The organism is Phormidium sp. FACHB-1136 (assembly GCF_014697375.1).
Lineage (GTDB): Bacteria > Cyanobacteriota > Cyanobacteriia > Phormidesmidales > Phormidesmidaceae > Nodosilinea.
Genome location: NZ_JACJRS010000073.1, coordinates 21,120 through 28,454, shown reverse-complemented (window position 1 = coordinate 28,454; position 7,335 = coordinate 21,120). Strand labels below are relative to the sequence as shown.

The window sequence follows — 7,335 nt, the reverse complement described above, 5'->3', positions numbered from 1 at the left end:
GGGCGCAAAACCGAGACGGGGCGAGTGATTACCGCCAAGGGTGTCAAGCCCATCGCCAAGGTGGATTGGCCTCGGGAAGCCTTCTGGCTCTATGGGGTGGTTGACCCCGTCAGTGGATGGCATTGGAGCCAAACCCACCCCCATCTAAATCAGACGCATTTCCAGCAATTCCTCGATGATCTCTCCCGTGCCCTCGGCGACTCGGTCGTGGTGATGCAACTCGACCGGGCACCCGCCCATCGGGCCAAGGCCATTCAATGGCCCGAAAATATCATTCCGCTCTTTCAACCGCCCCATTGTCCCGAACTCAACCCCATAGAACGCTTCTGGCAACACCTCAAAGCCACCTGGAAAGGCGAAAACTTCCCCTCCCTCAACGCGCTTCAACAGCGGGTGGAGGAGGAACTCGCCCGTCTAACCCCGGAGCAAGTGCAGTCCATCACGGGGTATGACTTCATTCTTGATGCCCTACTCCAAGCGGAATTCCAGAAATCAGCCTGAATTGTGCTCAGCTTCATTTTGTATTGGTATTAGAAGAGTATATTCGCATTGCGAAGGAGACCCCAGATCGTCTTCAGATATGGTTTTGGGACGAAGCTGGATTTAGTTTGAGAGTGAGGAGAGGAAAAACCTGGACAAAGAAAGGGAAACGAAAAAAGGCTTCAGGAGAAAGGAGAAAAGGACGCTTCAGTGTGATGGGAGGAGTGCGTCTTTCGGATAAGAAGCGCATTGTTGATTTTATCAGTAAGGGAACTGGTGATAGCTTTTTCAGTGTCCTCCATGGATTCTACGAAGAAGTGAAACAGGAATGGGTTGGAGAAGGTAGACGGATCGAAGACTTTGAGCAGGATGGCCCTAAGATTCTTGGGCACCTCGATTAATTGAGTATCCAGGGAATTGCCGTCTCAAAAAAGAACACGGTGAGCCAGAAATAACCTTTCTATCGTACTGTGTCAGTCGTGATTAAAATGAATCTACTAGCGTCGTCTTATCGTCTTGATTAAAACCGTTTAATTCAGAACAGGTTCTCGTGTTTCCCAGAAGATGAAGCGCATAAAGTTATAGGTTAAGTTCTTCAGGCCCAAAATGACATCGATTGGTTTGCGGCCTGCATTGCTTTTGCGGTCTTTTTTATGGAGCGATTCTAGTTCATATCGGAATAATTCCCAGGGAATAATGTCATTGAGATATTTTAGGGTTTTATTTTTGTTGAGCAATTCCTGCTGGCGTTCCTCAAAGTCCCAGAATCCTTTTTGCCCCATAGTCCTGATGAGAAGTGAGTGATTTATATTATCTATGATCTCATCTTTTTGTGGGCACCTCGATTAATTACCATATAGCGAACATGAAAAGCCTGAAACCCCTGAAATCTCGTAGCTACTTCCACGAAGATTTGGATTTTTCGAGGTGCCCTTGTGTCTATCGACTATCTCTTTAAGAATTAAAATAATGATGATCAAATAGTGGAATGTTAGCCAATATTTTAGGTGACTAGATTCCGGCATGAGTCTCATTGTGAGATAACGTTTTCAGTATTTTTCGAGGTGCCCTAATGATCAAGTATTGGACTATTAGCAAATAGTTCAGGAATCTAGATTTCGACATGAGTCTCATTGTGAGACAGTGTCTTCAGTATTTTTCGAGGTGCCCAGTAGCCCAAAGCCTTTTACCATAGGGGTTTGGGCGAATTTGGCTCTAACGGCATCTTAGTGCATTAGATCTGACCTGGGATGAATGCGGGGACTTCAGGCCGTTAGCCCACTCGTCGTTAGGAGTCTGCGACCGGGGGCCCGCTGTCCCTGGGGATGAGGGTGAACCGGAATTTGTTTTAATGGCTCTATCAGGGCCATGGCTGGCGTGGGGCTAGGGCTCTGAGGGAAATATTTTCTTTGTTGGCAGACGTTAAGGGTGCTGAAATGCGCGTGATTGGCTTAATGAGCGGCACCTCCGTCGATGGTATTGATGTGGCCTTAGTAGAGATTGAGGGGCAGGGCTATGACCTACAGGTTGATTTAGTTGAGGGCTTCACAGAGCCTTACCCTGACGATCTCCGCCAGCGGATTTTGGCGGTCTGTGCCGGACAGCCCCTCACCATGGCGGATTTAGCGGAGTTAGACGAGGCCATTGCCCAAGCGTTTGCCCCATCGGCCCAACGCGCCATCGACCAAGCTGGCCCCGTGGATCTGGTGGCTTCCCACGGTCAAACGGTGTTCCATCGCCCGGTGCAGGGGGATCGGTTGGCCTATAGTGTGCAGTTGGGGCGGGGGGCCAGCCTAGCGCGGCGGTTGGGGGTGCCCACAGTCAGCAATTTTCGGCAGGCCGATATTGAGGCGGGCGGAGAGGGTGCGCCCCTGGTGCCCATTGTGGATCTCTGTTTGCTGGGCCATCCCCAACAGGGTCGTTGTGTGCAAAATATTGGCGGCATCGGCAATGTCACCTACCTACCTACCTGGGATCGGCATCGGTCGCCCCAGCCCCCGGCCATTTTGGGCTGGGATACGGGGCCAGGGAATTCCCTCATCGACATTGCCATGGCCACCCTCTCGGAGGGCACCCTCACCTACGATGCCGATGGCGCTTGGGCCGCCCAGGGCACACCCTGTCTCGACCTTCTATCCGATTGGCTGCAACACCCCTACCTACACCAGCCGCCCCCGAAATCTACGGGACGGGAGTTATTTGGCTGGGACTTTTTTCAAGACAGCTATCTCCAGGCCCAGGAACAGGGCTTGGGGCCAATGGACTTTGTGGCCACCCTCACCGCCTTTACCGCCGCCACCATTGCCCAGGCCTATCAATCTTTTTTGCCCGCCCTGCCAGAGGCGATTTTGGTCGGCGGGGGGGGCTGTCGCAACCCGGTGCTGATGGCCTATCTCCAGCAGCATTTCCCTGACATTCCCGTTATGCCCACCGACGCGGCTGGGGTTCCCGCCGAGTCCAAGGAAGCCATGGCCTTTGCGGTGTTGGGCTACTGGCGCTGGCAGTCGTTTCCGGGCAACTTGCCAACGGTAACTGGGGCCAGAACGGCCACCCTCCTTGGCGATCTCCACTATCCCTAGGGCACCCCAGGTTGCCCCAGATAGATAGGTTCGCATCAATCCCCTGGCTCAGGTATCCTACTCCCAGCAATAGGGCGTATGCTGGAAGGGAGTGGCTGACCCATCCAGAGATACTGGCCGCAGTTCTGGGCAGTGGCTACCCCTGAGGTTCATGGTTTGAGGATCAACCGGTGGTTCACAGTTTTTTAGTTGAACCAGGACGCTGGATCTTACAAGGAAGCTGGTTAGAGCGTGATCGCCTGCCCACCCCGGTAAAGGGCAAAATTTTGATTGCCTGGAGTCGGGATGATTGGTTCACCATGGTGATGAAGTTGGTCATGCCAGAGGCTACCCCGCCGGAGATGGCCCTCCAGTATCGCGGGCGGCTGGCCAGCGGCGATTGCCAATATACCTTTGTGCTTCAGCACAGCCAACTTGGTCGGGTTGAGGGGGAGGGCTGGGTGGCCCCCGATTCCATTATTCAGCGGTATTGGGCCTTGGGCGACCGCCAGCGACGCACCGGATTTGAAACCCTCCACCGCCTCGACGATGGCCGTTACCACCTCTCTAGCGGCATCATGACGGGCCACTACCTCACGAGCGCCATGGAGGCCACCCTACAACCCCAGGGGCCACCGTCACCGAGCGGCTAGCCACCGTTGGGCCGGGGAACGTCGGCTTGGGAGACGGGCCATGGCGGTAAGGAGCTTGGGTCTCAAAAAATCTGTGGTAAAACCAAGCTGTTATCGGAAAAAGTGGGCATATTAAAATTACGTTCACTGACATCAAGGATCGATGAAGATTCGGCCCAGATCTACCCCAATTCCTGAATCAAGGCTATGGAGCCAGGAAAAGGTGGTTAGGGGCAAGACCAGAGCCACATCACAGGAAGCCCAGGAGCGTATCGATCCAGTGTCGATTCGGGATCGATCCAAGCTAGCTGTTCTACGTGACCGTCTTTCTGGGGGGATCGCCTTGGTGGTAGGGGATGTTTTGGGCCTTCGCACATTGGCTAGTTATCACGTTTTATGGCAGATCCAAACCTAGGCACGAAACTTGCTAATCGCTACGAACTGATCGACGCCCTGGGGCAAGGATCCATGGGGCGGGTTTACTTGGCAGAGGATGTACTCCTAGGCGGCGTGAAGGTGGCGATCAAGTTTTTGTCGCAAACGATGATGAATGACAAAATGCGGGAACGCTTCATGCAGGAGGCGATGACCTGCGCTCAATTGGGACAAAAAAGCATCCACGTAGTGCGGGTCACCGACTATGGCGTCAACGAAGAAGGGGTTCCCTTCTATGTGATGGAATATCTCCAGGGCCAAAGTCTCAGCCAAATGATCAACCTTCAGCCCCTACCCATTCCTCGCTTTTTAGGGCTGATTCGCCAAATTTGTCTGGGGCTCCAGGCCGCCCACGAAGGTATCATCCTGAAAACCCAGGCGGAACCCGTTTCTATCATCCATCGAGACATCAAGCCCAGCAATATTATGATTGTCCAGGATCCCACCCTGGGAGAACTGGCTAAAATTTTGGACTTTGGCATCGCCAAGCTCATGCAGGCGGGCAATGACCAAACCAATTGCTTCATGGGTACCCTCGCCTACGCTTCCCCCGAACAGATGGATGGCCGGGAACTGGATGGCCGATCCGACATCTACAGTCTTGGCATCATGATGTTTCAGATGCTCACCGGGCACCTGCCCCTGCGGGCGAGCAGCCACACCTTTGGCGGCTGGTACAAGGTTCACCAGCAGGAAACCCCTAAGCGCATCGAGGAAGTGGACAGCCAACTGAAGGTACCTCGGCTGTTGGAGGATTTGATCCTGCGCTGCATGGCCAAGCGCCCCGAAGACCGTCCCCAAAGCGTCCAGGACGTACTCAACACCCTCGAACCCCTAGAGTCCCGCTACGTCAACGGCTTTCGCATTAGTCAGCGGATCAGCACCACCCTGAGCCGGGTGCCCGTGGTGCAGCCAGCGGAGTCCGGCGAGGCGGTGGACGACGACCAGGTATGTCGGCTGATGACCTGGCCCCCCAGTAAACCCATTGCCGAGATTGCCTTTCCCCACGCCATTCCCACCAGCCAGGGCAAATTGGCCACCCTCTGGGCCATGATGCCCCAGGCGGAAATTAACCGCCGCCTGATTAGCACCCGCTACAACACCTTTATTTGCACCATGTCGCCTCACCCGGTCATGCTGTGGCTCACGGTGCTCTACAGCAGCACCCACGGCGCACGCTGGTTGCCCTGCTACCTAGACCTCAAAACGCCCCTGGGCCAAGAGATTACCAGCCTCCTAGGAACCACCGGATCCTACCGACTGCTACTCTTTGCCCTAGAAAATCCCCGCCGCTGTGCCCATGTGTTGTCTTGCACCATTGCTCCTCCCCAGCGCACCATGATGCAGGAATGGGTGGTTACCGCCCGTAGCCGCCCGGATATTGGGGCCATGGGCACCAGCCGCGATCTCCTCCGCAACGAGTTCAAAACCAGCCTCAAGGCCAAGGTGATCCAAAAGCTAGAATCCATTTATATCGATACGGGGTCTAACCTGTCTGAGTAACCCCCACAAACCCACACCGATTTCAACCCTAGGCTGGTGGTGGGAGAAGGGAAGAAGCCAGTATGATAGCAACGTCATGATTGGCATGATTGGCCGTCGTAGGTCAGGCCGTTGATCGTCGCCTCCTGACCACCTTCGCCTCCTGACCACCGTGTCGTTACCCTACTGTTCATCCTGACCCGGCGTGAAAGATCCCTACCTCCAGTATCTCCGGCCCCTGATTTTTAATCGACTTAAGCTCGATCCCGAATGGCTGCATGGCTATGCCATGGGTATTTTGCATTGGCTGGGCCAGCCAACCCCTGCCCGTTCTGGTATCCAAACTTGGGCTAAAGAACAGTTTGGCTATGCCGATCCACGGTTGGAACAGTGCGTTTGGGGACTTTCCTTTCCCACCCCCCTAGGGCTGGCGGCGGGGTTTGATAAGGATGGCAAAGCGGCCCTAGCTTGGCCCCTGTTTGGCTTTGGCTATGCAGAACTGGGCACCGTTACCTGCCATGCCCAGCCCGGAAATCCACCGCCGCGCCTGTTTCGCCTGGTAGAAGACGAGGCAGCCCTCAACCGCATGGGCTTTAACAACCAGGGGGCCAATGCCTTGGCAGAACGGTTGGCCCCCCATTGGGAACACCATCGCCCTACCATCCCCATGGGCATTAACCTGGGCAAATCTAAAATTACGCCGTTGGAGGAAGCCGCCGAGGACTACCGAACCAGCTTTCACGCCCTGAAAGACTACGGCGATTACTTTGTGGTCAACGTGTCCTCCCCCAACACGCCGGGACTACGCACCCTGCAAGCCGCCGACCAACTTGCCCCTATCCTCGCCGCCCTACAAGCCGAAAACGACGGCCACAAGCCCCTGCTGGTGAAAATTGCACCGGATCTAGACTGGCCCGACATCGATGCCATTCTAGAGGTCGCCCAGGCCCATAGCCTAGCGGGTATCATCGCCACCAATACCACCCTCTCGCGCCAAGGGCTCAAAACCCAGATTGTGCCCCAAACCGGACGCCCCATCACCGAAGAGGCGGGTGGCATCAGCGGGGCACCTCTGCGCCAACGATCCACCGAGGTGATCCACTACCTCTACCAGCGCACCGGGGGGCAGTTGCCGATTGTGGGTGTAGGCGGCATTTTCACCGCCGAAGACGCCTGGGAGAAAATCATCGCCGGAGCCACTCTGCTGCAAACCTACACGGGCTGGATCTACGAAGGCCCCTGGATGGTGCAGCGCATGATGGCAGGCCTGGTAGCCAAGCTGGAAGCACATCGCCTAGACACCATCCGCGATGCCGTGGGCCTTCGTCACCGTTAACCCCACGCTCCCAAGGACGCCTACCTCTATCGGTGGACTTGGCTCAGTGCAAATTAAAGCTGGCATATTTCAGACCCAAATCTCCGTATAAACACTAGATTATTGAGCGTTTTAATTCGATCCTCCTGTATGGGATCAAGGGTGTCGCCCCTAGTCGGCCTAGGAAATCCATTCCGTAAGATCACGAACTGAAGGGAGAGATCGTCAAGTATCTTTATTAAGAAAAAGCAAGGATCTGATTTCCAGCCTTTTTTCTCAGTCATTTTACGGATTAAAGTTTGAGTCAGTAATTGTACGAAGCCGCTTTTTGCTCGATTTAAAAAGATTTAAGGCTAGAAATTATGGGGGTTCCACCCCTCTTAAGTGATGTTCTTCCCTTCGCTAAGGTGAAAGTGTCAAAGCATTGAACTGG

The 7,335-nt window shown here is 54.6% G+C and carries 7 protein-coding genes; 6 read left to right on the top strand and 1 reads right to left on the bottom strand.

Features of this window, described 5'->3' with window-relative positions:
• Both H6G62_RS18865 and H6G62_RS18860 read left to right on the top strand, forming a co-directional pair.
• On the top strand, positions 1-501 hold a 501-nt coding region (locus H6G62_RS18865; RefSeq protein WP_190497977.1), incomplete at its 5' end, for an IS630 family transposase.
• Between the two features lie 23 nt (positions 502-524).
• Positions 525-881 carry a transposase gene (locus H6G62_RS18860; RefSeq protein ID WP_190497975.1) on the top strand — a complete coding sequence of 119 codons (357 nt, stop codon included), beginning with the start codon at positions 525-527 and terminating at the stop codon, positions 879-881.
• Positions 882-1,010: 129 nt separating this feature from the next.
• On the opposite strand, the gene H6G62_RS18855 is transcribed toward H6G62_RS18860, so the two are convergent.
• Positions 1,011-1,262, bottom strand: coding sequence for a hypothetical protein (locus tag H6G62_RS18855; protein WP_190497973.1), 252 nt, complete (start codon positions 1,260-1,262; stop codon positions 1,011-1,013).
• Positions 1,263-1,916: 654 nt separating this feature from the next.
• On the opposite strand from H6G62_RS18855, the gene H6G62_RS18850 reads away from it, so the two are divergent.
• From H6G62_RS18850 to H6G62_RS18835, 4 genes are all read left to right on the top strand, one after another.
• Positions 1,917-3,059 (top strand): anhydro-N-acetylmuramic acid kinase, encoded by a 1,143-nt coding sequence (locus H6G62_RS18850; RefSeq protein WP_190497983.1) that lies wholly within the window; start codon positions 1,917-1,919, stop codon positions 3,057-3,059.
• A 170-nt stretch (positions 3,060-3,229) separates the two neighbouring features.
• Positions 3,230-3,691 carry a hypothetical protein gene (locus tag H6G62_RS18845; protein ID WP_190497971.1) on the top strand — a complete coding sequence of 154 codons (462 nt, stop codon included), beginning with the start codon at positions 3,230-3,232 and terminating at the stop codon, positions 3,689-3,691.
• A gap of 375 nt (positions 3,692-4,066) precedes the next feature.
• The gene (locus H6G62_RS18840) at positions 4,067-5,608 is read left to right on the top strand and encodes a serine/threonine-protein kinase (RefSeq protein WP_190497970.1); all 1,542 of its coding nucleotides are present in this window, start codon (positions 4,067-4,069) and stop codon (positions 5,606-5,608) included.
• 184 nt (positions 5,609-5,792) lie between these two features.
• Positions 5,793-6,923: a quinone-dependent dihydroorotate dehydrogenase gene (locus H6G62_RS18835; RefSeq protein WP_190497968.1), complete on the top strand. Its 1,131-nt coding sequence runs from the start codon at positions 5,793-5,795 to the stop codon at positions 6,921-6,923.
• The last annotated feature ends 412 nt before the right edge of the window (positions 6,924-7,335 follow it).